At 70.8% G+C, this 23170-nt stretch carries 21 protein-coding genes and 1 tRNA gene; 10 read left to right on the top strand and 12 right to left on the bottom strand.

The window, feature by feature from the left end; all coding sequences use genetic code 11:
- The first annotated feature begins 48 nt into the window (after positions 1 to 48).
- Together AB0P08_RS12875 and AB0P08_RS12870 are read left to right on the top strand one after the other, a co-directional pair.
- Positions 49 to 130 (top strand) — tRNA-Leu (locus AB0P08_RS12875).
- 78 nt (positions 131 to 208) lie between these two features.
- The gene (locus AB0P08_RS12870) at positions 209 to 973 is read left to right on the top strand and encodes a DedA family protein (protein WP_363590098.1); all 765 of its coding nucleotides are present in this window, start codon (positions 209 to 211) and stop codon (positions 971 to 973) included.
- A 12-nt stretch (positions 974 to 985) separates the two neighbouring features.
- Here the strand turns inward: AB0P08_RS12870 and ku are convergent, their stop codons facing one another.
- The gene (gene ku / locus AB0P08_RS12865) at positions 986 to 1798 is read right to left on the bottom strand and encodes a non-homologous end joining protein Ku (RefSeq protein ID WP_363590097.1); all 813 of its coding nucleotides are present in this window, start codon (positions 1796 to 1798) and stop codon (positions 986 to 988) included.
- A 57-nt stretch (positions 1799 to 1855) separates the two neighbouring features.
- Here ku and ligD point away from each other — a divergent pair, with 57 nt between their 5' ends.
- Positions 1856 to 3841, top strand: a complete 1986-nt coding sequence (gene ligD / locus AB0P08_RS12860) for a non-homologous end-joining DNA ligase (protein ID WP_363590096.1) — start codon at positions 1856 to 1858, stop codon at positions 3839 to 3841.
- Between the two features lie 13 nt (positions 3842 to 3854).
- Here ligD and AB0P08_RS12855 read toward each other — a convergent pair whose 3' ends face one another.
- The 4 genes from AB0P08_RS12855 to murI all read right to left on the bottom strand — a co-directional run bounded on the left by AB0P08_RS12855 (position 3855) and on the right by murI (position 7079).
- Entirely contained in the window at positions 3855 to 4775 is a 921-nt protein-coding gene (locus AB0P08_RS12855) for a cation diffusion facilitator family transporter (RefSeq protein ID WP_363590095.1), read from the bottom strand.
- A 100-nt stretch (positions 4776 to 4875) separates the two neighbouring features.
- Positions 4876 to 5469, bottom strand: a complete 594-nt coding sequence (gene rdgB, locus AB0P08_RS12850) for an RdgB/HAM1 family non-canonical purine NTP pyrophosphatase (RefSeq protein WP_363590094.1) — start codon at positions 5467 to 5469, stop codon at positions 4876 to 4878.
- 2 nt (positions 5470 to 5471) lie between these two features.
- Positions 5472 to 6209, bottom strand: a complete 738-nt coding sequence (gene rph, locus AB0P08_RS12845) for a ribonuclease PH (RefSeq protein WP_259954222.1) — start codon at positions 6207 to 6209, stop codon at positions 5472 to 5474.
- 33 nt (positions 6210 to 6242) lie between these two features.
- The gene (gene murI, locus AB0P08_RS12840) at positions 6243 to 7079 is read right to left on the bottom strand and encodes a glutamate racemase (protein ID WP_363590093.1); all 837 of its coding nucleotides are present in this window, start codon (positions 7077 to 7079) and stop codon (positions 6243 to 6245) included.
- 62 nt (positions 7080 to 7141) lie between these two features.
- Between murI and AB0P08_RS12835 the strand changes: the two genes are divergently transcribed.
- Entirely contained in the window at positions 7142 to 8467 is a 1326-nt protein-coding gene (locus AB0P08_RS12835; protein ID WP_363590092.1) for a nicotinate phosphoribosyltransferase, read from the top strand.
- Between the two features lie 21 nt (positions 8468 to 8488).
- Here AB0P08_RS12835 and AB0P08_RS12830 read toward each other — a convergent pair whose 3' ends face one another.
- From AB0P08_RS12830 to AB0P08_RS12820, 3 genes are read right to left on the bottom strand one after another with little or no spacing between them, the layout of a single operon-like run.
- Entirely contained in the window at positions 8489 to 8755 is a 267-nt protein-coding gene (locus AB0P08_RS12830; RefSeq protein ID WP_060923586.1) for a DUF3039 domain-containing protein, read from the bottom strand.
- 40 nt (positions 8756 to 8795) lie between these two features.
- On the bottom strand, positions 8796 to 10361 hold the full coding sequence (locus tag AB0P08_RS12825) for a phosphatidylglycerol lysyltransferase domain-containing protein (RefSeq protein ID WP_187661918.1): 1566 nt from the start codon (positions 10359 to 10361) through the stop codon (positions 8796 to 8798).
- A complete protein-coding gene (locus AB0P08_RS12820) occupies positions 10337 to 12340 on the bottom strand; it encodes an ABC transporter ATP-binding protein (protein WP_363590091.1) in 2004 nt (667 codons plus the stop codon). Before AB0P08_RS12820 ends, AB0P08_RS12825 begins: the two co-directional genes overlap by 25 nt.
- Before the next feature lie 248 nt (positions 12341 to 12588).
- On the opposite strand from AB0P08_RS12820, the gene AB0P08_RS12815 reads away from it, so the two are divergent.
- From AB0P08_RS12815 to AB0P08_RS12800, 4 genes are all read left to right on the top strand, one after another.
- Positions 12589 to 13281, top strand: coding sequence for a phosphocholine cytidylyltransferase family protein (locus AB0P08_RS12815; RefSeq protein ID WP_060923420.1), 693 nt, complete (start codon positions 12589 to 12591; stop codon positions 13279 to 13281).
- A 79-nt stretch (positions 13282 to 13360) separates the two neighbouring features.
- Entirely contained in the window at positions 13361 to 14350 is a 990-nt protein-coding gene (locus AB0P08_RS12810; RefSeq protein WP_363590090.1) for a hypothetical protein, read from the top strand.
- An 87-nt stretch (positions 14351 to 14437) separates the two neighbouring features.
- Positions 14438 to 16027 carry an acyl-CoA carboxylase subunit beta gene (locus tag AB0P08_RS12805; protein ID WP_370428473.1) on the top strand — a complete coding sequence of 530 codons (1590 nt, stop codon included), beginning with the start codon at positions 14438 to 14440 and terminating at the stop codon, positions 16025 to 16027.
- On the top strand, positions 16024 to 16266 hold the full coding sequence (locus tag AB0P08_RS12800) for an acyl-CoA carboxylase subunit epsilon (RefSeq protein WP_187661921.1): 243 nt from the start codon (positions 16024 to 16026) through the stop codon (positions 16264 to 16266). Before AB0P08_RS12805 ends, AB0P08_RS12800 begins: the two co-directional genes overlap by 4 nt.
- 197 nt (positions 16267 to 16463) lie before the next feature.
- Here the strand turns inward: AB0P08_RS12800 and AB0P08_RS12795 are convergent, their stop codons facing one another.
- The 4 genes from AB0P08_RS12795 to AB0P08_RS12780 are packed head-to-tail and all read right to left on the bottom strand — an operon-like array spanning position 16464 to position 20655.
- Positions 16464 to 17486 carry a hypothetical protein gene (locus tag AB0P08_RS12795; RefSeq protein WP_363590089.1) on the bottom strand — a complete coding sequence of 341 codons (1023 nt, stop codon included), beginning with the start codon at positions 17484 to 17486 and terminating at the stop codon, positions 16464 to 16466.
- Positions 17483 to 18718 (bottom strand): sensor histidine kinase, encoded by a 1236-nt coding sequence (locus tag AB0P08_RS12790; protein WP_187661923.1) that lies wholly within the window; start codon positions 18716 to 18718, stop codon positions 17483 to 17485. The genes AB0P08_RS12795 and AB0P08_RS12790 overlap by 4 nt, the downstream gene beginning before the upstream one ends.
- Positions 18708 to 19367: a response regulator transcription factor gene (locus tag AB0P08_RS12785; RefSeq protein WP_071329676.1), complete on the bottom strand. Its 660-nt coding sequence runs from the start codon at positions 19365 to 19367 to the stop codon at positions 18708 to 18710. Before AB0P08_RS12785 ends, AB0P08_RS12790 begins: the two co-directional genes overlap by 11 nt.
- A 43-nt stretch (positions 19368 to 19410) precedes the next feature.
- Positions 19411 to 20655: a class I SAM-dependent RNA methyltransferase gene (locus tag AB0P08_RS12780; RefSeq protein ID WP_363446991.1), complete on the bottom strand. Its 1245-nt coding sequence runs from the start codon at positions 20653 to 20655 to the stop codon at positions 19411 to 19413.
- A 23-nt stretch (positions 20656 to 20678) separates the two neighbouring features.
- Here AB0P08_RS12780 and AB0P08_RS12775 point away from each other — a divergent pair, with 23 nt between their 5' ends.
- Both AB0P08_RS12775 and AB0P08_RS12770 read left to right on the top strand, forming a co-directional pair.
- The gene (locus AB0P08_RS12775) at positions 20679 to 21314 is read left to right on the top strand and encodes a Maf family protein (protein WP_268776835.1); all 636 of its coding nucleotides are present in this window, start codon (positions 20679 to 20681) and stop codon (positions 21312 to 21314) included.
- 78 nt (positions 21315 to 21392) lie between these two features.
- The gene (locus AB0P08_RS12770) at positions 21393 to 23159 is read left to right on the top strand and encodes an ATP-binding protein (RefSeq protein WP_363590088.1); all 1767 of its coding nucleotides are present in this window, start codon (positions 21393 to 21395) and stop codon (positions 23157 to 23159) included.
- Positions 23160 to 23170 lie beyond the last annotated feature (11 nt).

Here is a 23170-nt window from a genome sequence, read left to right as displayed (position 1 = left end):
GATCCCCAGGGTCGAACGGGGCGCGGGTCAGTAGACTGAAGCCACCGCGCGGGAGTGGTGGAATTGGCAGACACGCAGGATTTAGGTTCCTGTGCCCCAGGGCGTGTGGGTTCAAGTCCCACCTTCCGCACGACGGGTGCTTCGGCGCCCGCATCGCTCCACCGCCGACACCTCACGACCGACGGGAATCCCGCCAGTGCTCGAAAGCATGCTGCACGCCCCTACCGCGCTCATCCCGTGGCTCGATCCGCAGACGATCATCGGGGCGGCGGGTCCGTGGGCGCTCCTCGTGGTCTGCTTCATCATCTTCGCCGAGACGGGTCTGCTGGTCGGCTTCCTCCTCCCCGGTGACACGCTGCTCATCATCGCGGGCCTGCTGACCCACACGAGCAACGTCTTCGGCGTGAACATCTGGGTCGTCTCGCTCCTCATCGCGCTCTCCGCGTTCATCGGCGGCGAGGTCGGCTACGTCATCGGGCACAAGGGCGGCCCCGCGGTGTTCGAACGCAAGGAATCCGGCCTGTTCAGCAGGAAGAACGTCGAGCGCACCAACGCGTTCTTCGAGCGCTTCGGCGGCCTCACCGTGATCCTCGCGCGCTTCGTGCCGATCGTGCGCACGTTCGCCCCGGTCGCGGCGGGCGTGGGCCACATGCCGTGGCGGCGCTACTCGCTCTACAACTTCATCGGGGCGATGATCTGGGGCTTCGGACTCACGATGGTCGGCTACCTCATCGCCTACATCCCGTGGATCCGCCACCTCGTCGTCGAGTACATCGACATCATCCTGCTCATCGCCGTCGGCGGCACCGCGCTCGTCACCCTGTGGCATTACTTCTCCGAGCGCCACAAGGCCAAGAAGGCCGCGGCCGCAGGAGAGGACGTCGTGACCGATCACGAGGAGGCCGAGGATCTCGTCCTCGACGCCGACGTGTTCGATCGCGCCCCCGACCTGGACGGCGACGGGAAGCACTGACCCGGCCGCGGATCAGCCCGCGTTCTTGGAGCGCTTCTCCTTGGAGCGGGCGACGCTGGCGCGCAGCGCCTCCATCAGGTCGATGACCTCGCCGCCGTCGGCCGCCTTCTCGGCATCGCCGCCGAAGGTCTCCGCCACGTCGAACGTCTCCCCGGCCTCGATCTTCGCGTCGATGAGGGTGCGGAGCTCCTTCTGGTACTCGTCGACGAACTCCTCGGGATCGAAGTCGGCCGAGTAGCTGTCCACGAGCGACGAGGACAACTCGAGCTCCTTCTTCGAGATCCGCACGTCCTCGTCGAGCGACGGGAACTCCGCCCCTCGGACCTCGTCCGACCAGAGCAGTGTCTGCAGCACGAGGACCTTGCCCCGCACGCGCAGCGCGGCGAGCCGTGTCTTCTGACGCAGCGTGAACCGCACGATCGCGGTGCGGTCGGTCTGCTCGAGGGTCTTGCGCAGCAGCACGTACGCCTTGGGAGACTTCGAGTCGGGCTCCAGGTAGTACGGCTTGTCGAGGGTGAGCGGATCGACCTGGTCGGAGGGCACGAACTCCACGACGTCGATCTCACGGCTCTTCTCCGCCGGCAGCGCCGCGAGGTCGTCCTTGGTGAGCACGACGGTCTGCCCGTCGTCGACGTAGGCGCGATCGATGTCGGAGTAGGCCACCGTCTCGCCGCACACCTCGCATGTGCGCTGGTAGCGGATGCGACCGCCGTCCTTCTCATGCACCTGATGCAGCGGCACGTCGTGGTCCTCGGTCGCCGAGTACACCTTGACCGGCACGTTCACCAGCCCGAACGTCAGGGCGCCCTTCCAGATCGTCCTCATCACACCAGTAGACACCAGCCACACCCGTCACGACCACCCCTTGACTACGCTGGCTCCATGGTGGGAGAGGCGCAGGTCGTGCAGGTCGATGGCCGACGGCTGCGGGTGACCAACCTCGACAAGGTCGTCTACCCGGAGACGGGCACGACCAAGGGCGAGGTCATCGCCTACTACACCACCATCGCCCCGCTCCTCCTCCCGCTCCTCGACGGCCGCCCGGTCACCCGCAAGCGCTGGGTCGAGGGGGTCGGCACCGCCGCCGCTCCCGAGGACTCCTTCTTCACGAAGCAGCTCGAGCCCGGCGCCCCGGACTGGATCCCCCGACAGGACATCCAGCACTCCGACGGCCCCAAGGCGTACCCGCTGGTGGAGGACGTGCCCACGCTCGTCTGGCTCGCGCAGGTCGCGGCGATCGAGTTGCACGTGCCGCAGTGGCGGTTCACCCCGGAGGGGCTTCCCGGCCGTCCCGACCGTCTCGTGCTCGATCTCGACCCCGGACCCGGCGCCGACCTCGCGCAGTGCGCCACGGTCGCCCGGATCGCTCGGACGCTCCTCACCGGGATGGGGCTCGACCCCCTGCCCGTGACCAGCGGCAGCAAGGGCATCCACCTCTACGCGGCCCTGCCCGGCGAGCAGACCAGCGACGAGGTCTCCGCCGTGGTCAAAGAGCTGGCGCGCATCATCGAGAACGAGCACCCGGACCTCGCCACGAGCGTCATGTCCAAGGCCGTGCGCGGGGGCAAGGTGTTCCTCGACTGGAGCCAGAACAACGGCAAGAAGACGACGATCTCCCCGTACTCCCTGCGGGGGCGCGCCCGCCCCGGCGTCGCGGCGCCGCGCACCTGGGAGGAGCTCGACGACCCGGACCTCGCTCACCTCGAGCTGGACGAGGTGCTCGCGCGCGCCGCCGCCGGATTCGATCCGCTCTCCTCCCTCCACCCCGACACTCCTGCACTGCCGGCGAACGCGCACGCCGCGACAGCGGCTCGAGCTCCCGCGATCCGGGCGGCGGCGCCCTCCCCCGCCCGTCGCGGCCGGCCGCTCGCCGAGCAGACGGCGTCCCCCACCGGGACCACTCTCCCGTCGCTCGCGCCGATGCTCGCCGAGAACGGCACCCCGGCGATCGCCCGAAGCCTCAGCTCGCCGTCATGGGTGGAGGTGAAGTGGGACGGCATCCGTGCGATCGGCACCTGGCGCGACGGGCACATGTCGCTGCACGCCCGACGCGGCACCGACATCACCGCGCGCTATCCCGAGCTGACGGCCGACGGTGCCCCGTTCCTCCCCGTCGACGAGGCGATCGTCGACGGGGAGATCGTCGCCTTCGACAGCGCCGCCCGGCCGAGCTTCTCCCTGCTGCAGAACCGCATGCACCTCACCCGGCCCCGGGAGATTGAGCGCGAGGTCGTGCGCACACCGATCGTGTACATGCTGTTCGACCTGCTCCGTCTCGACGGCCACGATCTCACCGGGATGCCGCTCCGCGAGCGCCGCACTCTGCTCGGCGACATCGTGGCGGGGGTCGACGCGCCCATCCAGGTCCCTCCCGTCTTCGACGACGTGGACGCAGCGCTCGCCGCCAGCGAGGAGTTCGGGCTGGAAGGCGTCGTCGTCAAGGATCCCGCCTCCCGGTACCGTGCCGGCCAGCGCTCACCCTCCTGGCTCAAGCTCAAGAACACCCGCATGCAGGAGGCGGTGATCGTCGGCATCCGCCCGGGGAAGGGCGAGCGCGAGGGCACTCTCGGCTCTCTCCTCCTCGCGGTGCCGGAGGGTGGCGACCTCCGCTACATCGGCCGGGTGGGCACCGGCTTCACGGACCGCATCCTCCGCGACCTCCTGGCCCGCCTGGAGCCGCTGCGGGTGCCAGGCGCACCGCTCGACGGCGTCCCCCGCCCCGACGCCTCCGACGCCCTGTGGGTGCGCCCCGAACTCGTGGGCGAGGTGGAGTTCGCGAACTGGACGCCGGACGGTATCCTCCGGCACGCCCGCTGGCGAGGTCTGCGCCCGGACAAGACCGTCGACGAGATCACCGTCGAGGCGTGACCGCTCCCAGCCCTCAGGCGTGGTGCGGTTCGCAGTCGCTCTGCTCGGCCGGTTCGATCTGGAACGTGGAGTGCGCCACGTCGAAGTGATCCGCGAGGCACGCCTGCATCTTCGACAGCAACGCCGCCGAGCGGCCGTCCGCCAGCAGGTCCGGGCGCACGCTGACGTGCGCGGTGAAGACGGGGGCTCCGCGGGTGAGCTGCCACACGTGCACATCGTGGACTCCGACGACGCCGTCGTAGCCGAGCAGGTGGGTGCGGATCTCGCCGACGGCCATGCCCTTCGGCGCCGACTCGGCGAGGACGGAGAACACCTCCTTGAGCAGGACGAATGCCCGGGGGATGATCATCGCCGCGATGAACAGCGAGGCGAGGGCGTCTGCCGGCATCCAGCCCGTCACGAGGATCACACCGGCGGCGATGATGACCATCAGCGAGCCGAGCAGGTCGCCCATCACCTCGAGGTAGGCGCCGCGCACGTTGAGGTTCGTCCGCTGGGCCCGGCTGAGCAGCCACATCGACACCGCGTTCGCGACGAGCCCGACGACGGCGACGACGAGCATCAGCCCTCCCGCGACCTCGACCTCGGAGGGGTTCAGCAGCCGCTGCACGCCCTGCACGGCGACGACCGTGGCGAGGGCGATGAGGATGACCGCGTTGATGAGCGCGCCGAAGACCTCAGCCCGCTGATAGCCGAACGTCCGACGGTCGTCCGCAGGGCGCGCCGCCACGGTCGCGGCGATCAGTGCGATCACGAGCGCCGAGGCGTCCGTGAACATGTGCGCGGCGTCCGCGAGCAGCGCCAGCGAGCCCGTGAGCAGAGCTCCGACGACCTGCACGATCATCACCGTGGCCGTGAGGGTCAGGGAGATCGCGAGGAGGCGGCGGCTGCTCGCCGAACGGAGACCGCCAGGGGCGGGCGCATGATCGTGCATGCCCCCAGGCTAGCCCGGCGGCGGGTGCGGAGAGGCCGTTCCCGGCTAGTCGGGAACAGTAACGATTCTCACCGTCAGCAGGGGTTCTTCTGCGAGTCCCTCAGAGCGCGGCGAGCAGCGGCACGAGCGCGGCGAAGGCGCGGGCGCGATGCGACTGCGCCTGCTTCTCCTCCGCCGTGAACTCCCCCACGGTGCGCTCCGCGCCGGCCGGCTGACCGTCCGGGATGAAGACCGGGTCGTACCCGAAACCCCCGGCTCCCGACGCCTCGCGGGCGAGCCGTCCTGGCCAGATCCCCTCCACGACGTGCTCGCGACCGTCCGGGAGGACGAGGGCGATCGTCGAGGTGAAGTGCGCGGAGCGATGACGGTCGGCGATGTCGCGCAGCTGATCGAGCAGCAGCTCCAGGTTCGCCGCGGCGTCCTTCTTCTGACCGGCCCAGTACGCCGAGAACACTCCGGGCGACCCGCCGAGCACGTCCACGCAGATGCCGGAGTCGTCGGCGAGCGCCGCGAGGCCGGTGTGCGCGGCGGCCGCTCGCGCCTTGAGGAGCGCGTTCTCAGCGAACGTCACCCCGTCCTCGACCGGCTCGGGACCGTCGTAGCCGACGACCTCCAGGTCGGGCCGTGTCTGCTGCACGATCTGCTGGAACTCCGCGACCTTGTGCGGGTTGTGGGTCGCGAGGACGACGCGCATGCTCAGGCTCCCGCCAGTGCGGCGAGCTGCCGGTCCTTCAGGTCCGCGCAGCCGGCGACCCCGAGGTCGAGGAGCGCGTCGAGCTCACGCTTGTCGAACGGCGCCCCTTCGGCCGTGCCCTGCACCTCGACGAACAGGCCACGGCCGGTCACGACGACGTTCATGTCGGTCTCGGCGCGGACATCCTCGACGTAGGCGAGGTCGAGCATCGGCTCCCCGTCCACGATGCCGACGGACACCGCGGAGACGGAGTCGAGCAGCGGCGTCGAGTTCTTGCCGATGAACTTCTTCTCCCGGCCCCACTCGATCGCGTCGGCCAGCGCGACATAGGCGCCGGTGATCGCCGCGGTGCGGGTGCCGCCGTCGGCCTGGAGCACGTCGCAGTCGATGACGATGGTGTTCTCGCCGAGCGCCTTGGTGTCGACGACGGCGCGCAGCGCGCGGCCGATGAGTCGGGAGATCTCGTGCGTCCGACCGCCGATGCGACCCTTCACGCTCTCCCGGTCGTTGCGGCTGTTCGTCGCTCGCGGGAGCATCGCATACTCGGCCGTGACCCAGCCCTTGCCCTTGCCGGTGAGCCACCGGGGCACGCCGTTCGTGAACGAGGCGGTGCACAGCACCTTCGTGCCGCCGAAGCTGATGAGGGCCGACCCCTCGGCCTGCGCGCTCCAGCCGCGCTCGATGGTGATCTCGCGCAGCTGCGAGGTGGAACGGCCGTCGGCGCGGACGATGTCGGTCATGAGCTTCTCTCGGTCGGGGATGGAGCGACGGGCTCAGCGCGCGTCGAGGGCGGAATCGGGAAGCGTGATGACGCCGGTCTGGACGAGCTGCACGTCGCGCACCTCGCGGCCCATGAGGCGGTTGGCGAGCGCCGTGAAGTCGTCGGCGGAGTCGCCCGTGGCCTCGTAGACGTAGGTGGCGGCGGCATCGGCCGGCGCCAGCAGATCGCCGCGGACCAGCTGGCGGTAGACGTCGCCCGCGGTCTCGTCGTCGCTGGAGACCAGCGTCACGCCCTCCCCCATGACGTAGCTGATGGCGCCGCGGAGGAACGGATAGTGCGTGCACCCGAGGACGAGCGTGTCCACGTCGGCCTCGCGCAGTGGCGCGAGGTACTCCTCGGCGACGGCCAGCACCTCGGGGGTGCCGGTGACACCGGCCTCGACGAACTCGACGAACCGGGGGCACGCGGCGGTGAACACCTGCAGGCGCTCGTTCACCTCGAGCATGTCCTGGTAGGCCCGCGAACCGATCGTGCCGACCGTGCCGATCACACCGACACGGCCGTTCCTCGTGGTCGACACCGCGCGGCGCACGGCGGGGCCGATCACCTCGACCACCGGCACGTCGTAGCGCTCGCGTGCGTCGCGCAGCATCGCCGCCGACGCCGTGTTGCAGGCGATGACCAGCATCTTCACGCCCTGGTCGACCAGGGTGTCGAGCACTTCGAGCGCATAGCGCCGGACGTCGGCGATGGGCTTGGGGCCGTACGGCGAGTGGGCGGTGTCACCGATGTAGACGAACGATTCGCGGGGCAGCTGGGCGCGGATGGCCCTGGCCACCGTGAGCCCGCCGACACCGGAGTCGAAGATCCCGATGGGCGCGTCGTTCATGACTCCCCAGCCTACCCGCGTGCGCGCCGCCTCGTGCATCACGGCCTCACTAAGCTGAGCGCATGACCACGTCGACGGCGCTGCTCACCGACCGTTACGAGCTCACGATGCTCGCCGCCTCGCTCCGGGACGGCACCGCGTCCCGCCCGAGTGTCTTCGAGCTCTTCTCCCGACGCCTGTCCGGCGGACGCCGCTTCGGCGTCGTCGCCGGAACCGGACGACTGCTCGGCCTGCTGCGCGACTTCCGTTTCGGCGACGACGAGCTGCGCTTCCTCCGCGACGAGCGCGTCGTCGACGCCGACACCCTCGCCTCCCTCGAGCGCTATCGCTTCACCGGCACGATCCGGGGCTACCGCGAGGGCGAGCTCTACTTCCCCGGGTCGCCCATCCTCACGGTCGAGGGATCGTTCGCGGACGCCGTCGTCCTGGAGACGCTCGCCCTGAGCGTCCTCAACCACGACTCCGCGGTCGCCACGGCCGCGGCCCGCATGAGCATCGCCGCCGGCGAGCGTCCTCTCGCCGAAATGGGCTCCCGGCGGGCAGCCGAGCGCTCCGCTGTCGCCGCAGCACGGGCGGCGTACATCGCCGGGTTCGGCGCCACGAGCAACCTCGAGGCCGGCCGCGCCTGGGGAATCCCGACCATGGGCACCGCTGCGCACTCGTGGACGCTGCTGCACGACAGCGAGGAGGACGCCTTCCGTGCTCAAGTCGAGAGCATGGGCGTGGACACGACGCTCCTCGTCGACACCTACGACATCCGCACCGGCGTCGAGACGGCGATCCGGGTGGCCGGGACCGGGCTCGGCGGCGTCCGCATCGACTCCGGGGACCTGCCGACCGTCGCCGCCGAGGTCCGAGCGCAGCTGGACGAGCTCGGCGCCACCGAGACCCGCATCACCGTCACCAGCGATCTGGACGAGTACGCGATCGCCGCGCTGGCGGCCTCCCCCGTGGACGCGTACGGCGTCGGCACCTCCGTCGTGACCGGTTCCGGATACCCCACGGCGAGCATGGTCTACAAGCTCGTCGCCCGGCAGGACGCCGACGGCTCGTGGGTCGGGGTCGCCAAGGCGTCCGCGGACAAGGCGTCGTTCGGGGGCCGCAAGGCGGCGTTCCGTACGCTCAGCGACGGGGTCGCCGCGGCGGAGACGGTCGTCGTCTCGGACGGGTTCGAGGCGCTGGACACGCCTGCCGAGCACCCGGACGGCCGACCGCTCCAGGTCACCCTCGTCGAGGGCGGAGAGATCGAGACCGCCTTCGAGGGCGCCGCAGGGACGGCTTCCGCCCGTGCGCATCACCTGCGTGTCCGTGAAGAGCTGCCGGTGCGTGCGTTGGCACTCAGCAAGTCGGACCCGGCGATCCCGACTGTCTACGTCGAGGCGGACTGAAGCGGGGCCGAGCGACGGCGGTCAGCCGACCATCGACTCGTAGATCTCCTTGCACGTCGGGCAGATCGGGAACTTCTCCGGATCGCGGCCCGGCGTCCACTTCTTGCCGCAGAGCGCGCGGACGGGCTTGCCCGTGATCGCCGACTCGAGGATCTTGTCCTTCTTGACGTAGTGCGAGAAGCGCTCGTGGTCGCCCGGTTCGATGTTCTCCTCGCGGAGGAGCTCTTCCAGTTCGCGATCAAGCGTTGCCACGCCGCCCTGATCGGGGCTGTCCAGCGGAGTACTCATCCCGCGATTCTAGCCGCGTCTCCGCCTCGGCGGGGCGGTCTCACGCGGTCTCGACGAACTCCATCAGACGCTCGCCGCTGTGCTCGAAGATGCGTCCGCCGATCACAGCTCCTCCGATGAAGGCGACGATGCCGGTGGCGATGCCGACCCAGAAAGCCGCCGGCGCGAAGCCCGGATCGGCGACGATGCTCGCACCGAACAGCCAGATGGTGGGCACGCTCAGGACGATCGCACCGAGGAACGCCGCCGCCGGGCCGTAGATCCCTCGGGAGGTCGGGCGCTGCGGCTGCTGGAACGGGCTGTCCCCGGGACGGGAGACCGCGTACGGCGCCACCACCGACACCACGCTGGAGATGCCGAGGGCGGAGAACAGCAGGCTCGCACCGAGGCCGACGAGCGGGAGGAGAAGACTCCAGCGCCCGGCCAGCAGGAGCGAGAGCGGTACGGCGATCGCCAGCACCGGCACGGCGACCAGGAGCACCGGCACCAGGCGTCCGAGACGGTCCGGAACCCCGCGGACACCGCTCGCGACGTGCGTCCAGAGGGCCGTCGAGTCGTAGGCGACGTCGTTGTGGGGCAGCCATCCGAAGAAGAGGGCCATGACGGGCACGGGGACGAGGGCGGCGATCTCGACCGGCACGCCCGCGACGATCAGCGGGAACACCGTCAGCACGCCCGCCACGGGCACGACGATGATGTTCATGATGTACCGGCGGTCGCGCAGCCAGTACACGAGGCTTCGCGACGCGATGGCGCCGAAGGCGTTGGAGGGCAGCAGGCCGAACCAGCCGAGTCCGCTGCGCTCGCGCGCCGCCACCGGACGCTCGGTCGTCGTCAGCAGGCGCCGTACGAACCAGGTCCAGGCGAACCACAGCAGCGCGAGGGTGACGGCAGCCACCAGTCCGCTTCCCCACGCCGCAGCCGTCTCGCCTTCGGCCGCCGCGAACATCGCCGCCGGCGAGGCGGCGAGCGGGGTGAAGCCGATCACCGAGGTCAGGGTCGCCAGTGACGCCGGCACCTCACCGTCCCAGCGGAGCGAGCCGAGGAACACGGCGACCGGGAACGCGATGACGATCAGGGCCAGGGCGAACAGCGCGGTGAGCTCCCGGGAACGACGCTCCGGGAGCAGGAGCGCATTGAGCGCCATCCCGACCCGGGAGAGGAGGATGGTCGACAGCAGCCCGATCACCGCTAGGAGGACGGCCGGCACCCACGGCGCGCCGGCGCGGATCGCGACGACCGTCACGCTGATGTAGACCGCGAGGAGCGCGAGGCTGGGCACGCTGACCAGCGATGCGAGCGCCAGTACCCCTGGCATCTTCCGCTCGTCGACGCCGAACACCGCGAAGCGCCGCGGATCGAGCTGATCGACGGCTCCCACGAGCAGCGGCCCCACGAGGAAGCCGAGCAGAAGGGCAGCGCCACCGAGCACCGTCACGGCCTGGGAGACCGGCACCGGCGCGTCGCCGAGGCTGAAGACCGCCACGCAGACCACCACGGTGACCGCGACGACCGCGCCGAAGGAGAGCAGGGTGCGCGCCCGGTGTTCCCCGCGCAGGGCGCCCAGGAGAAGCGCGAACCTCAGTCGGAGAACGTGTGCAGCCACTCGAGCCCCTCCACCTCTCCGCTGGAACCTGCGAGCTCCACGAAGCGCGATTCGAGCGTCTGTCCCGCGCGCACCTCGTCGATCGTGCCCTCGGCCAGGACCTCACCGTTGACGATGATGGCCACCCGGGAGCACACGCGCTCGACGAGATCCATCCCATGGCTCGACAGGATCACCGTGCCGCCGTGCGAGACGTAGGCGCGGAGGATGTCGAGGATCACGGCGGAGGAGACCGGATCGACGGATTCGAACGGTTCGTCGAGAACGAGGACGCGCGGAGAGTGGATCATCGCGCCGGCGAGCATGATCTTCTTCGTCATGCCCGCGGAATAGTCCGACACGACCCGGTTCAGGGCGTCGCCGAGGTCGAAGGCTCTGGCGAGGTCGCCGGTGCGCTTCTCGATGACGTCGGCGGAGAGCCCACGCAGCAGCCCGTAGTAATACAGCAGCTGTCGGCCGGTGAGCCGGTCGAAGGTGCGCAGCCGGTCCGGCAGGACGCCCATGACGCGCTTCGCCGCCAGGGGCTCGGCCGCCTGGTCGATGCCGCAGATGAGGACGCTGCCCTCGTCCGCGCGCAGGAGACCCGCGACGATCGAGAGGGTCGTGGTCTTGCCGGCGCCGTTGGGGCCGACGATGCCGTAGAAGGAGGCCGCGGGCACGGTGAGGTCGATGCCGTCGACCGCGCGGTTCTCGCCGAACTGCTTCACGAGACCGCGGATGCGGATCGCCTCGGTGGCGGGCTCGGCTGCCGCCGAGTCATCGGCCTCGGTCGGGGGCTCCTCGGCGATCACCGCTTCGACGACCTCGACGGTCTCCACCTCCGCGACGCGCCGGTCATCGGGCGCGGGCTCCTTGGTCACCGGCAGCGCGGTGTCCGACACCTCCACCACGGACTCCGCCGCAGCAGGCTCCTCGACCGGCGTCGCTTCCTCGGCGGTGTCTCGGGCCGGTGTCGCCGTCTCGACGGACGAGGTGCCGGCCTCGTCCGTCTCGACGGTCTCTGCGGCCACGGTCTGCGCCTGCACCGCGCCGGACTCCGCCGGCTGCGTCTCGGCCGTGCTCACCTCTGCGGCTGCGGATTCGACGGTCCCGACCCCAGCCGCCTGGGCCTCCGCGGCCTCGGCCTTCACGGCCTCGTCTTCGGCGGCCTTCGCTGCCTCGTCTTCGGCGGCCTTCGCTGCGGCCGCCTTCGCCGCGGCTGCCTTCGCCGCAGCGGTCTTGGCGGCGGTGGTCTTGGCCGTCGTCTTGGCCGCCGAGGCCTTCGCGGCAGCGGTCTTCGCCGCGGCGACCTTGGCCGCAGCCGTCTTGGCCGCAGCCGTCTTGGCCGCCGATGTGCTCGCCGCCTTCGTCGACGTCGCGGCCGGACGCTTCGAGCCGGTCGAGCGTGCGGCCGTGTTCTTCGCCGCAGCCGCGCGGGCGGCCGACGCCGTGCGAGCGCCTGCTGGAGCGGTCGCGGGATCGACACTCGCCGCGGGGGTGGGCTCGACCACGACCTCAGCCGTGGGCGCGGCCTTCTCGGCTGCCGCCTTGGTCGGTGCGGGCCTCGCCGTCCGCGCGGCGGTCGGCTTCTTCGCCGCGGCAGTCCTCGTCGAAGTGGAGGACTTCGCCGCGGTGGACTTCGCGGCCGTGGTCTTCGCGGCGGAGGGTGTGGCGGCCGTCGTCTTCGCAGCTGCCGACGTCGGAGCCGCGGTCTTCGCGGCCGTGGTCTTCGCCGCAGCAGACTTCGCCGCGGGGGTCTTCGCAGCCGTGGTCTTCGCAGCAGCAGACTTCGCCGCGGTGCTCTTCGCGGCCGCGGGCTTCTTCGCAGCCGGCTTGTCCGCTGCGGCCGTCTGCGCCTTGGCCGAGGCCGAGGTCGACTTCTTCGCGGCGGTGGACGCGGCAGGTCTCTTGGCGGCCGGTTTCCGAGCGGGCGCGGAGGCCTCGGTCGGAGTCTCGGCTCCCTCTGCCTGGGGGGTGGGGTCATCAGGGGAGGAAGTCACCGTCCTACGGTATCAACGGGTGGCTGAGAGCCAAGGCCCCACGCGACATTCCGCAACCGGATCCCCTCCTCGGCGCTTTCCGCAAGGGGGTTGTCGTCCCTGTGCGTTGCGTGTGTACTCGATCACGAAATGGCAACGGGGCCTACCTGGCCCCGGGGTTCTCAGGGGGAATCGCTAGCATGATCCCCGGCACGACGAAGTGTCTGGTCGGTGAACCGACCGTGAACACAACTTCCTTAGGAGTATTCGTGACTCTTCAGACCGTCATCCTCGCAGCCGGCATGGGCTCTCGCCTCGGCCGCGCGCTGCCCAAGCCGCTGACCGAGCTCAACGACGGCCGCACGATCATGGGCCAGCAGCACGACAACATCCGCGCCGCTTTCGGCTCCGACGCACGCATCACCACGGTGGTGGGCTACCGCGCCGAGACCATCATCGAGGCCTTCCCCTCCGTGAACTACGTCCACAACGACCGCTACGACGAGACGAACACGTCGAAGAGCCTTCTGCGCGCCCTGAGCGCCACCGGCAAGAGCGGCGTGCTGTGGATGAACGGCGATGTCGTCTTCGACCCGATGATCCTCGGCCGCGCCGCCGCATACATCGAGCGCGATCAGTCGTTCGTCACCGTCAACACCGCCAAGGTCAGCGACGAAGAGGTGAAGTACACCGTCACCGCGGAGGGCTTCATCAAGGAGCTGTCCAAGTCGGTCAAGGGCGGCCTGGGCGAGGCCGTCGGCATCAACTACATCTCGTCGGGCTTCAAGAAGGCGTTCATGCGCCAGCTGCAGCGCGTCGAGGACCAGGACTACTTCGAGCGCGGCCTCGAGCTGGCGATCGCCGAGGACGGCCTGCTGCTCGAGCCGATGGACGTCTCCGACCTGTACGCGGTCGAGGTCGACTTCGCAGAGGACCTGGAGCGCGCGAACCTCTTCGTGTGACGCTCCCCTCCGAGAGCCCCGTTCCGCCACGGACCGGGGCTCTCGGTGTTTTCGCGGACGGGCTCCATAGGATCGGCGCATGGCCCCCAAGGTGCACAAGATCCACTCCCTGCCGGACGACGCCCCGTGGGACAAGGGCGTACCCCCGGTCGGCTCCCCCGAGCACCCCATGATGGTGCGCGGGCTCGATCGGGTCCTGTCGATCCAGCGGCCGCTGGTGCTCGCCCACATCCGCAGCATCCGGCTCCGCAACCCCCACGCGACGCCCGACGAGATCATCCGGATCCTGGAGCGGCGCTACCTCGCGGCCGTCACGACGGGTGGGGCCGCGGTGGGGGCGACCGCCGTCGTGCCCGGCATCGGCACCGGGATCACGCTCGCGCTCTCCGGCGTCGAGACCGTGGGATTCGTGGAGTCCACGGCCCTCTTCGCGCAGTCGGTGGCCGAGGTGCACGGCATCGCGGTCGGCAACCCCGACCGCGCACGCGCTCTCGTCATGACGCTCATGCTCGGCAAGGAGGGCGTCGACCTCGTCGGCCAGCTCGCCCGGCAGGTGGCGGGGCGCGGGGGCAGCCGCTCGGCGTACTGGGGCGAGATGGTGACGAAGTCGTTGCCCCGCGCCGCGGTGGGACCCCTGGTGGACCAGCTCAAGGGGATGTTCGTGAAGCAGTTCGCGGCCAGGGGCGGTGCCTCGTTCATCGGCAAGGCGATGCCCTTCGGGATCGGCGCGGCCATCGGCGGGGCGGGCAACCACATCCTCGGCCGCCGGGTGCTCACCACGTCCCACCGCGCGTTCGGCGCCGCGCCGCTCACCCTCCCCGCCGAGCTGGAGCCCGTGCCCGGCGCCGAGAAGATGGAGCTGCGGATGCTCCGGGGGGCGCGCTACGCCGGCACCGCCGTCGCCGGAGCCGCCGGCACCGTGGCGCGCGGAGCGGGGTGGGTCGGTCATCGGGTGGGCGAGATCGCCGGACGCCGGCGTGAGCATGCGGCGGACGAGATCGAGGCGGGTGAGAGCGGCGGCGACCACGATCTGCCGCCGCGCCCGGGTTCCGACGCGACCGGGACGTGAGGGGTCGCGCACCTCGCCAAAGGATCCGTCGACCCGTTGTGCCGATCATCCAACGGACGGCGCGGACCCGACGCTAGGGTGGAATCCGTGACGGACAAGCCCGACCCCTTTACCACCGCCGGCAAGATCGCGGACCTGCGCGCTCGCTACACCGAGGCCGTCGTCGACGCCGAGGCGAAGGCGAAGGAGAAGCAGCACGCGAAGGGCAAGATGACCGCCCGCGAGCGCATCGAACTCCTCGTCGACCCCGGCAGCTTCGTCGAGTTCGACGAGTACGTGCGCCACCGCACCACCGCGTTCGGGATGGACCGCTCGCGCCCCTACGGCGACTCCGTCGTCACCGGCGTCGGCACCATCCACGGCCGCACCGTGGCGGTGTACTCGCAGGACTTCTCGACCTTCGGCGGGTCGCTCGGCGAGGTCGCCGGCGAGAAGATCGTCAAGGTCATGGAGTTCGCCCTGGCCGGCGGCATGCCCTGCATCGGCATCCTCGACTCCGGCGGGGCGCGCATCCAGGAGGGTGTGGTCGCGCTCGGCAAGTACGGCGAGATCTTCCGTCTGAACACTCGCGCCTCCGGCGTGATCCCGCAGATCTCGATCATCATGGGCCCGGCCGCCGGCGGCGCCGTCTACTCGCCCGCCCTCACCGACTTCGTCATCATGGTCGACAAGACCAGCCAGATGTTCGTCACCGGGCCCGACGTGATCAAGACGGTCACCGGCGAGGACGTCGGCATGGAGGAACTCGGCGGCGCCTACACGCACAACACGCGCTCCGGTGTCGCCCACTACCTCGCGGAGGACGAGGACGACGCGATCGACTATGCCCGCACGCTCCTCGGATTCCTGCCGGACAACAACATGGCGGAGCTGCCGTCCTACGAGAGCGCGTTCGAGTTCGAGACGACCGACGCCGACCGCACGCTCAACACGCTCATCCCGGATTCCCCGAACCAGCCGTACGACATCCACACGGTGATCGAGCATGTCGTCGACGACGGCGACTTCCTCGAGGTGCAGCCGCTGTTCGCTCCCAACATCGTCATCGGCTTCGGCCGCATCGAGGGCCGCTCGGTCGGCATCATCGCCAACCAGCCGTCCCAGATGGCGGGCACGCTCAACATCGAGGCCGGCGAGAAGGCGAGCCGGTTCGTGCGGTTCTGCGACGCGTTCTCGCTGCCGATCGTGACTCTCGTCGACGTGCCGGGATACCTGCCAGGCACCGACCAGGAGTGGACAGGCGTCATCCGCCGCGGCGCCAAGCTCCTCTACGCGTACGCGGAGGCCACCGTGCCGCTCGTGACGGTGATCCTGCGCAAGGCGTACGGCGGCGCGTACATCGTCATGGGGTCGAAGCAGCTCGGCGCCGACGTGAACCTCGCCTGGCCCACCGCGGAGATCGCCGTGATGGGCGGCCAGGGCGCCGTCAACATCCTCTATCGCGGCGAGATCCGCAAGGCGGAGGAAGCCGGCGAGGACGTGGCGGCGGTCCGCACGCGTCTGGCCAACGAATACACCTACAACGTCGCCTCGCCCTTCCTCGCGGCCGAGCGCGGCGAGCTCGACGGCATCATCGAACCGGCGAACACGCGCGTCGCGATCGCGAAGGCGCTGCGCGCGCTCCGCGGCAAGCGCGCAGAGCTGCCGCCGAAGAAGCACGGGAACATCCCGCTGTGAGCGCGCAGGAATCCGCCGTCGACGGGACGGCCCCCGCGCCGCTCCTCCTGGAGATCACGCGCGGCGCCGCCACGGAGGAGGAACTCGCGGCCCTCATCGCGGTGCTCGGCGACGCCTACGAGACCGAGCAGGCGGAGGCGACGGTCGAGGAGCCGCGGGTGTCGGCGTGGACGCGCACGCAGCGCCCGCTGCGCCGACCGCTGCGTCGCGACATCCCCTGGGGACGCTTCGCCGGCTGAATCGGGTCGTCGTGTTTTGTCCCCCAAAATACCTACAGACAACCGTTGCACGACCCCGCAGACTGAAGGGGACGCTTCGCGTTCGGCTGGTCTCTCTGTCCCAGGGTAGACAGACGCTGATCGGCCACCAGCGGACGGTTTTCGGGTAACTGTCCGCACGGCGAGGGGCAGGCGGATTCGCCGCCCCTCGCCCACTCTCACTTCCGTGCGTCGGAGGCGGTCTCACGCCGCTGTCTGGCGATCTCGTGCCACAGGTCCACGGAGTCGTCGTCCGACGCCCGCAGGCCCGCGCGGCCGACGACGGTCACCGCCACGAGCGGATCCCGTGCGGAGCGGATGATGATCCGGCCGGTACCCGCGCTGCGCAGGACCGCCGCGAGTTCGTCCCGGATCTCCATCCGCCGCCCCTCGTCCACGCCGTCGAGCCCACCCTCGTCGAACACGGTCACCGAGGCACCGTGGCGGCGCGCGGCGTCGATCGCATTGCGGACGTCGTCGTTCAACAGGTCCGCGCCGCGCAGCTCGTCGCGCAGACGTCCCTCAGCGAGCCGGGCTTCCAGGCGCTCGTCGTCGTCGAGCAGCCCGCGTGAGGCCACCACCTTGCTGAGGATCGGGCCGGCGACCGCGAGGGCGAACTGCGTCCGCAGCCGACGCTCGCGCTGGCGGACGCGCTGCGTCGCATGCCAGGCCGACACGGCCTGCTGGATCTCGGACAGGCGCTCCGTGTCGCTGACGGCGCGATCCCAGAACATCACCAGCAGCTGGGCGACCGCCACCCACATGATCGAGCCCACCACGCCGAGGTTCATCGCCACGCCCATGCCCAGCGCGAGCGACGCGGAGACGACGAGCACGGCGAGCGTCGTCCAGCCCACCCAGGGCCGGCGCCGGACCACGCACACCACGCCGAGCAGCCCGAGAGCGCCGATGTACCAGGTGGCGAACGGCGCCGTGCGATCGTCCGGTTCCAGCGAGAGGGTCACGAGCGCCGGGATCACCGCGCTCACGGCCAGCGCGAGGAGAGCCGACCACAGCGGCATCCGGACCGTGGCCGGGCTGCCGAGGATCGCGATGTTCACCACGACGAGGTATGCGGCGATCGCGAGGACCATGAGCAGCGGTGCCGTCGGCTGCTCGATCCACCAGATCCCGCGGGCGACGAAGTACAGCGCGAACCCGACGGCGAGCGAGGTCGCGACACTCCGCACGGTCCGGTTCATGAGCGCTCCCAGCCCAAGGTGACGACGGTGCCGCCCTCGTCGGAGGAGATCCGCGCGGTGCCGGCGACACCGGCCATACGGGCGAGGATGGAGGCGCGGATGCCGAGCCGATCCGGACCGATCGTGTCGACGTCGAACCCGTTCCCGGTGTCGGAGACCGTCACGGCGATGCCCTCGTCGCCGTGACCGACCACGAGGATGTGCAGGCCGCGACCGTGGGCGTGTGCGACCGCGTTGCCGATCGCCTGCCGCGCCGCGAGCACGAGAGCCCTCGCTGCGCGCCCCGGGATGAGGCCGCTCCCGCCACGCTCCTCCACGATCGCGTCCGCGCCGAGCTCGGAGAGGGCCCGTCGCAGCTCCACGACGATCTGCGCGGCGCCCACCGGCTCATCGCTACCCTCCTCCGCGACCGCCGCCTCCGTGTTCGCGAGCCGCGTGAGCGCCTCCCGCGCCATCGCCACGGCGAGCTCTCTCGCCCGCTCACCCTCCGCGCGTTCGGCGGCGATGAGTGCGGCCAGCACGCTGTCGTGCATGAGCGCCGACATCGCCACGCGCTCCTCCTCCGCCGCCGCGGCGGCCGCCGCCGTCGCATACGACGCCACCGCCGTGCCCCGCGCCTCGTCCACGCCCGCGGCGACCGAGCGGAACATCCAGCCGAGCGAGACGATCACGACGCCGAGGATGAGCGTGAAGGAGACGTCGAACGCGGTCGTCACCCAGAACTCGCGCGAGAAGTCGCCCTGCACCAGACGCACGTACCCGTAGACGAACGGCACCCCGACCGCCCACGCGAACTGCAGCCGCACGGGGAAGGCCAGCATCGCCGCCACGACGCCGACGTTCACGAGGAAGAAGATCCACGGCTGGTCTCCCGCCACCTTGTCGGTGGGATCGACGACGACCGGCCATGCCGCGAGCGCGAGGACGTACACGACGGCGAAGACCCCCGCGGCCAGGCGCACGCCGCGTCCGACCAGGCAGGCGACGAGCATCGCCGCCAACGGCACGAACACGGCGATGAGCATCGCGATGTGCGGCACGTCCGCGCGGGACATCGTGTGCACGGCCGCGATCAGCGCCTGCGCCCCGAGCACGGCGGAGCCCAGGGCGACGACGATCGCGAGGATGCGCTCCATCCGCTTCCCGGTGAACCGCTCGAAGCCGTTCTCCGCGCTGCCGGGAGACGGGATCTTGCTCCAGGCGTCGCGGACGCTCAGCGGCTCAGCGGGCACTCGGCGCCCCGTCGGCCGTCACGATGCCGTCCTCCATCGCGCGCCGCAGCAGATCGACCTTGGTGGGCGCCGGCCGACCGACCTCGACGTACTTCACCCGGATCCGGGTGATGTTCTCCTTCGCCGTGGAGTACGCGACGCCGAGGCGCTCGGCCACGGCCTTCAGGGGCAGGCCGGTCGCGTACAGGCGGAGCACCTCGCGCTCCCGGGTGGACAGCTGGGCGTCGGCGAACGCGCGGTCGCCGTCGACCGCGCTGGCCCATTCGACGTTGTTCAGAGCCTCACCCTGCGCCACGGTGCGGATCGCATCCAGCACGTCGTCGAGGGCGGAGGACTTGCTGACGACTCCGGCCGCGCCGGCCGCCAGCGCCTCGCGCACGGCTGCCGGACGGTCGGCGACGCTGTGGATCACCACGCTGGCGCCGTCGGCGACGAGGGACACGACGTTCTCCGTGACCGTCGTCCCGTCCCCCAGCGTGAGGTCGAGCACGACGACGTCTGCGGGTGGAGCGCCCGTGGACGAGCGCCACACGAGGTAGGAGCCGACCGTGCTCCCGGTGAACACGACGGTCTGCCCGTCCCTGGCGCACGCGGCCTCGAGGCCGAGGCGGACGGACTCGTGGTCGTCGATGAGGGCGACGGTGCTCATGCCCACAGCCTAGTGAGTCGCGGACCCGGGGCCGGGAATGCGCTCACCGGGTGAGCAGGGCGACGACCTCGAAGTGATGCGAGTGCGGGAACAGGTCGAAGCCGCGGAGGGCACCGACCTCCCACCCCAGGCCGCGGAAGGTGCCGAGGTCGCGGGCGAGGGCCACCGGGTCGCAGGCGACGTAGGCGATCGCGGACGGACTCAGCGCATGCACGCCCTCCACGACCGCCCGCCCGGCCCCCGACCGCGGCGGATCGAGCACGACGGCTCCCGTGGCGCCTCCGCGTCGAGGCTGCTGCAGGAAGCGGTCGACGCGAGCCGTGACCGCCGTCACGTCGAGCGGGGCGAGGTTCGCGGCGGCGTGCTGCGTCGCCCGGCGGCTGGACTCCACCGTGACGACATCGGTGCCGCCGAGATCCGCGAGGGTCCGCGCGAAGAGGCCGACGCCGCCATACAGGTCGTAGTGCGTCGCGTCCGGCTCCACATGCCCGTCGAGCAGCCCGTACACGGCGCCGTCGAGCACCGACGCGGCGCGGGGATGCACCTGCCAGAATCCGCCGGCGTCGACGTCGAACGTGCGGTCACCGACGCGTTCCTGCACGACCTCGGGTGTCGGCCGAGGACGACGATCCCGCGGTGAGCGCCGCTCGGCCTCGGGGTGGCGGAGGATGCGCACCCGGCCGTCCGCGGGCTCCACGAGCTCGATGCGTCCGGCCTTCTCGCCCTGCAGGGCCAGGGCGGCCTCGGCGATCGCGGGGCGGGCGAGCGGGTGCGTCGACACCGGGACGACGCGGTGGCTGCGGGCCGCGAAGGGGCCGATCCGTCCCTCGTCGTCCACGTGCAGGGTCACCCGCGTGCGCCACCCCGTCCCATCCCCGGACTCCACGGCTTCGATCTCCGGCGCCTCGAGTCCGGGACCGGCGAAGCGGTCGAACGCCTCCGAGAGAACCTGTCGCTTGAGCACGCGCTGGTGCCCGAGGTCGATGTGCCCGAGGTCGGCACCCCCGGGCCGCTGGGCGGGGTCGTGCGCGACGTCCGCCTCCGGCCAGATGTGCGGCCGCCGATGCGGGGAGGCCTCGAGGACCTCGATCGTCTCGGCGCGCCAGAAGCTGCGGGTGTCGGGCTCCCCGGCGCCGGCGGACGGATCCAGCAGGCGGGCTCGGACGCGCTCCCCCGGGATCGCATCGGAGACGAAGACCACGCGACCGTCGTGACGGGCGATGAAGGTGCCTCCGTGGGCGATGCCGGTGATGTCGAGATCGAGCACGTCGGCTGCGGAGGAAGTCATCCTTCGAGGATACGGTGGTCTCCATGCGCGTCTGCCTCGCCTCGACATCCCCTGCCCGGCTCATGCTGCTGCGTCAGGCCGGCATCGAACCCCTCACGCTGTCGCCGGAGGTGGACGAGGACGCCCTGGCCGCCGCCGCGGAGGAGCGCATGGGCCCCGTCGCACCCGCCGACCTCGTGCTGCTGCTCGCCCGCGCCAAGGCCGCCGCCGTCGCCGAGCGGCTGGCCGCCGAGGGCGTGTTCGACGGCATCGTGATCGGCGGGGACTCCATGTTCGCGCTCGGGGACCGGGTCTACGGCAAGCCCTACACGCCGGAGGAGGCCACGCGCCGGTGGCAGGAGATGCGCGGCGCCACCGGCGTGCTGCACTCCGGGCACTCCGTGTTCCGCGTCTCCCCCGGCGCCGAGCCCGTCGAGGCGACCGCTGTCGCGGAGGCCGCCGTGACGTTCGCCGAGGACATCAGCGATGAGGAGATCGCCGCGTACGTGGCATCGGGGGAACCGCTGCACGTCGCCGGAGCCTTCACCGTGGACAGCCTCGGCGGCGCCTTCATCACCCGGGTCGAGGGCGATCCCTCCACCGTCGTGGGGATGTCACTCTCCACCGTGCGCCGTCTCGCTGCCGATCTCGGAGTGCGGTGGACGGATCTGTGGTCGTAGACTCCCCTCCACGTTTTTCCCTCTTTCTTGTCGAGAGTCGTCAAAAGTATCGGGATGCTACTCGCTAGGCTGGCAACCATGCCTGAAATCGCGAAGGTGCTCGTCGCCAACCGCGGCGAGATCGCCGTCCGCATCGTCCGTGCCGCTCGTGACTCCGGGATCGCCTCGGTCGCCGTCTACGCCGACCAGGATCGGGACGCGCTGCACGTGCGCCTCGCTGACGAGGCGTATGCGCTCGGTGGCGCGACCAGCGCCGAGACCTATCTCCAGATCGAGAAGATCCTCTCCGTCGCCCGCCGCGCCGGCGCCGACGCCGTGCACCCGGGCTACGGGTTCCTCGCGGAGAACGCCGAATTCGCGCGCGCCGTGATCGACGCCGGGATGATCTGGATCGGCCCCTCCCCGGAGGCCATCGAAGCGCTCGGCGACAAGGTCACCGCCCGCCACGTGGCCGAGAAGGTCGGCGCGCCCCTCGCGCCCGGCACCCCCGGCCCGGTCTCCGGTGCCGACGAGGTCGTCGCCTTCGCGCAGGAGTACGGTCTGCCGATCGCGATCAAGGCGGCCTACGGCGGCGGCGGTCGCGGCCTCAAGGTCGCCCGTGAGCTCGACGAGGTCGAGGAGCTGTTCGAGTCCGCCACGCGCGAGGCGGTCGCCGCGTTCGGCCGCGGCGAGTGCTTCGTGGAGAAGTACCTCGACAAGCCCCGGCACGTCGAGACCCAGTGCCTCGCCGATGCCGAGGGCAACGTCGTCATCATCTCGACCCGCGACTGCTCGCTGCAGCGTCGACACCAGAAGCTCGTCGAAGAGGCACCCGCCCCGTTCCTCACGCCCGAGCAGAACGAGAAGCTCTACTCGGCGTCCAAGGCCATCCTCAAGGAGGTCGGCTACGTCGGTGCGGGCACGTGCGAGTTCCTCATCGGCGCCGACGGCACGGTCTCCTTCCTCGAGGTGAACACCCGCCTCCAGGTCGAGCACCCCGTGTCCGAGGAGGTCACCGGCATCGACCTCGTCCGCGAGCAGTTCCGCATCGCCGCCGGCGGCACGATCGACTACGACGACCCCCAGCCGCAGGGCCACTCCATCGAGTTCCGCATCAACGGCGAGGACCCGGGTCGTGGATTCCTCCCCCAGCCCGGCCCCATCCACGTCTTCAAGACCTTCGGCGGCCCCGGCATCCGCCTCGACTCCGGTGTCACCGCCGGGGACGCGGTCTCCGGCGCGTTCGACTCGCTGCTCGCCAAGATCATCGTCACCGGCAAGGACCGCGCCGAGGCCCTGGAGCGCGCGCGTCGGGCCCTGGACGAGTTCGAGGTCGCAGGCCTTCCCACCGTCATCCCCTTCCACCGCAAGGTCGTCCGCGACCCCGCCTTCACGGCCGAGGACGGGACGTTCGGCGTCTATACGCGGTGGATCGAGACCGAGTTCGACAACGACATCCCCGCGTGGGACGGCGAGCTCGAGGCTCCGGCCCCCGCGAACGCCCGGCACACGGTGGTCGTCGAGGTCGGTGGCAAGCGGCTCGAGGTCAGCCTGCCCGATCGCGTCGCCGTCGCCCCCGGCACCGCGGGACGCCCTGCGGCGGTGCCGCCGTCGCGTCGCAGCCACGCCACGGTCGCCAACGCCGGGGCCTCCGGCGACGCGGTGAAGTCGCCGATGCAGGCCACGGTCGTCAAGGTCGCCGTCGAGGAAGGGCAGCAGGTCGTCAAGGGCGACCTCGTCGTCGTCCTCGAGGCGATGAAGATGGAGCAGCCGCTGCAGGCGCACAAGGACGGCGTCGTCGGCAGCATCGACGCCGCCGCTGGCACCACGGTGTCCGCCGGCCACCAGCTCCTCACGATCTCCTGACCCGATCTCCT

The organism is Microbacterium meiriae (assembly GCF_040686935.1).
Taxonomy (GTDB): domain Bacteria; phylum Actinomycetota; class Actinomycetes; order Actinomycetales; family Microbacteriaceae; genus Microbacterium; species Microbacterium meiriae.
This window is presented reverse-complemented; position numbering and strand designations above follow the sequence as displayed.

Excerpts from the sequence above, each read along its gene's own strand:
- AB0P08_RS12870 (WP_363590098.1), top strand. The coding sequence starts at position 209 with ATGCTGCACGCCCCTACCGCGCTCATCCCGTGGCTCGATCCGCAGACG.
- ku (WP_363590097.1), bottom strand. The coding sequence starts at position 1,798 with ATGAGGACGATCTGGAAGGGCGCCCTGACGTTCGGGCTGGTGAACGTG.
- ligD (WP_363590096.1), top strand. The coding sequence starts at position 1,856 with ATGGTGGGAGAGGCGCAGGTCGTGCAGGTCGATGGCCGACGGCTGCGG.
- AB0P08_RS12855 (WP_363590095.1), bottom strand. The coding sequence starts at position 4,775 with ATGCACGATCATGCGCCCGCCCCTGGCGGTCTCCGTTCGGCGAGCAGC.
- rdgB (WP_363590094.1), bottom strand. The coding sequence starts at position 5,469 with ATGCGCGTCGTCCTCGCGACCCACAACCCGCACAAGGTCGCGGAGTTC.
- rph (WP_259954222.1), bottom strand. The coding sequence starts at position 6,209 with ATGACCGACATCGTCCGCGCCGACGGCCGTTCCACCTCGCAGCTGCGC.
- murI (WP_363590093.1), bottom strand. The coding sequence starts at position 7,079 with ATGAACGACGCGCCCATCGGGATCTTCGACTCCGGTGTCGGCGGGCTC.
- AB0P08_RS12835 (WP_363590092.1), top strand. The coding sequence starts at position 7,142 with ATGACCACGTCGACGGCGCTGCTCACCGACCGTTACGAGCTCACGATG.
- AB0P08_RS12830 (WP_060923586.1), bottom strand. The coding sequence starts at position 8,755 with ATGAGTACTCCGCTGGACAGCCCCGATCAGGGCGGCGTGGCAACGCTT.
- AB0P08_RS12810 (WP_363590090.1), top strand. The coding sequence starts at position 13,361 with ATGGCCCCCAAGGTGCACAAGATCCACTCCCTGCCGGACGACGCCCCG.
- AB0P08_RS12795 (WP_363590089.1), bottom strand. The coding sequence starts at position 17,486 with ATGAACCGGACCGTGCGGAGTGTCGCGACCTCGCTCGCCGTCGGGTTC.
- AB0P08_RS12785 (WP_071329676.1), bottom strand. The coding sequence starts at position 19,367 with ATGAGCACCGTCGCCCTCATCGACGACCACGAGTCCGTCCGCCTCGGC.
- AB0P08_RS12780 (WP_363446991.1), bottom strand. The coding sequence starts at position 20,655 with ATGACTTCCTCCGCAGCCGACGTGCTCGATCTCGACATCACCGGCATC.
- AB0P08_RS12775 (WP_268776835.1), top strand. The coding sequence starts at position 20,679 with ATGCGCGTCTGCCTCGCCTCGACATCCCCTGCCCGGCTCATGCTGCTG.
- AB0P08_RS12770 (WP_363590088.1), top strand. The coding sequence starts at position 21,393 with ATGCCTGAAATCGCGAAGGTGCTCGTCGCCAACCGCGGCGAGATCGCC.